This window comes from Lentimicrobium sp. L6 (assembly GCF_013166655.1).
Taxonomy (GTDB): domain Bacteria; phylum Bacteroidota; class Bacteroidia; order Bacteroidales; family UBA12170; genus UBA12170.
In genome coordinates this window covers 1-2,695 of record NZ_JABKCA010000154.1, presented here as the reverse complement: position 1 = coordinate 2,695, position 2,695 = coordinate 1, and the positions used below count along the sequence as shown (strand labels likewise).

Sequence of the window (2,695 nt, the reverse complement as noted above, 5' to 3'; positions counted from 1 at the left end):
CATTAGAACTATATACTTGTGCTTCTTGTTCAACGAGTTCATTAGTTGCGGTAGCCTTAAGATGTAGTATGAAGCGCTCCTCTGAATCTTCCATATTCCAATCGAAGTTATACGCTCCTGTACTTAAATCGTGAAAAATGTTGAGTTTGGTGTCTTCTAATTCAGCACTTGCAATGCCATCAGTATCTAAAACTCCTATAGAATATTTACCATTTGCTGTATTTTGAAATCCTAATTGAACAATTTCGGTTTCTGGACGAATATCAATAGATAACTTATCAATATTTGATAGTGAATAGATTTGAGATAAGTTTTCTGTATTGCTTAGAATTTTATAAGCGTCTTTATCCATTTCAAATTCATCTGAGCTCTCTTCTTTAAAGGCAATGACTAGTTTGTCTTTATATCCATTAGATTGTGTATAAACTATTATACCATTTTCAATAGTTTGTATAGCTTTCTCAAAACCATCAGCTCCATCATGAGTTCTCATAGAGTTTGTTAAAGTAAATGTTCCAGAACTACTAGGTAATACAAAGAAACCTTGACATGGTGCAGCATATCTGGGGGCTAAACCAAATCCTCCAGTAGCAGGATAAGCTTCATAAGCTGTTCCATTCCATGTATATTTGGCACCATAACCACTCACTAAATCCCAATCAATAGAAGAAGGGTAGGGGTTTCCTACTGCATTGGCTTTATTAAAACTTCCTCCTGAACCTGAGGTGGTAAGGCTAATGATTTGATCTCCATCGTTAGGATCTCCAGTAAAGCTATAGGAAGCTTTAGCATGAGTTCCAAAGAAGCCATAGGCTTTCACAGGTGTGAGTGTAGTATTTTCATCATCTATTTGCTCCCATAGTCCTGTAGATTCGTTCCAGTTTTGTAAATAATCTCCAAAGAAGAGATTAGCTGTGGTATTATTATTTGGGGCGGATATTAAATGCCATTTACTATCATTTGTTAAGGTTTTGTTTAGGGTAAAAGTTCCATTAATAAACTCGTTTCCTTGTGCAATAAATGAAGCTCCATCATTTAAAGTAAAACTAGCACCTGTTTCAAGGAAGAAGAGGTTGCAATCGAAAGCCGTACTTACTATTGGATCACTTCCTGAAAAAGCATATACACCAACATTATCTACAATATCATTTTCAGGGTCTGAAGGCGCTATACCACGACTCCAGTTTGCATTTGTAGATTCAGAATTAGAACTAGTATTGAGCCATGTATTAAAAGCTGTTGATACTACGGATGTAATATTAGCAGGAGCTCCATCGTAATTTGCTGAGGCTATATTGTTAGCTACATTACCATTATCCAAATTATAATACATAACCAGACCATCCTCATTTCCAATTAAAGTTTTGTTCATGTTTTCGCGTATTTCAGCCTCGCTACGTACATCAGTCCAAATACGAACTTCATCAAGTTGTCCATTCAAAACTTCTGAAGGGCCATGGTAAGCTCCTAATAATCCATTATAGACAATTGTAGGTAAGTTTACATTTGCAGAAGTTCTTTGATTAGATAATACTCCATCCACGTAGGTTTTAAATCCATTGGTGGTATTTTTCTCCCAAGTACAAGCAATATGATGCCAGTTTCCATCTTCCAAAACCGCGTCAGAACCGATAAGTACTCCATTCGCTGACCCTCCATCTGTGGAAATTATAAATTTCGGATTAGAACCTCCCCAACCAGCTACTACGTAGTCACTTCCATAGCTTACATCGAAACCTTGAAACCGAACTGCAGATTGCAAAACACTACCTTTAAACCAATATTCTATACTAATGGCAGTTCCTCCTGAAAAATTGTTATGATAAGGATCGTTGCCTAAGCTTACCCAACTTATTGATCCATTAAAGCTATAGCAGTTTTTTGGGCCAAAAAAGGCAGAAGAAGTTTTCCATTCATTTCCTGACATATTATTTAAAACTCCGTTATAACTATTCCCAGAATAATCTAATGTTGTAGTTCCGCTAGTTTCATTGAATTTATAATAGGCAACTAATCCTTCCTCTGATCCAGATAATTCTCGATACATATATTCTCTGATTTCATTCTGAGTTCTAACATCGTTCCAAATTTGGAACTCATCTAACTGACCTGGAATTACCTCCCATAAAGCAGTAAATTTACCACCAATACTAACTGAGCCAATAGAGAAGTCAGAAGGCCCTCCTGTATCATCCAAAATTCCATTTATGTAAATTTTTGAATTAGTTACATCGGCGCATATTGCAATATGTGTCCAAACACCAAGTTCAATAGAGGAGGAAAGTAAATTATCTCCCGAGAGAAATGAGCTTTCGGTGGTTATTTGTGTAGTTCCTGAATGGAATATGATTTCATCATCATTCCAACTCTCAGACATAATTCGTGCATTTGTAGAAGGAGTTGAATTTAGTTTTATCCAAAATGAAAATGTTCCTTGAGTTAAACTTCCTCCTAGACTTGAAACTTGAACATAATCATTTGAACCATCAAATTCAAGGGCATTATTTTGGGCATTTGCAAATTGAGATGGTATGATTAAAAAAATAATCACAAAGTAGAATAGATTTTTCATAGGTGCTTTGGTTTTGAGAAATTAATATCAATAATTGATTCTTTGCACTAAGATAAGGATTATTTTGTTGAATTTCAATATTTTATTTGCTGTCAAAATATAATCCTTTATTAGTTTGTTGGT

1 protein-coding gene is annotated in these 2,695 nt (G+C 35.2%); it reads right to left on the bottom strand.

Annotated elements, in window-relative coordinates:
- Window positions 1-2,572, bottom strand: a 2,572-nt coding sequence (locus tag HNS38_RS19895; protein ID WP_172346986.1) for a LamG domain-containing protein, incomplete at its 3' end; no start/stop codon positions are given.
- Window positions 2,573-2,695 lie beyond the last annotated feature (123 nt).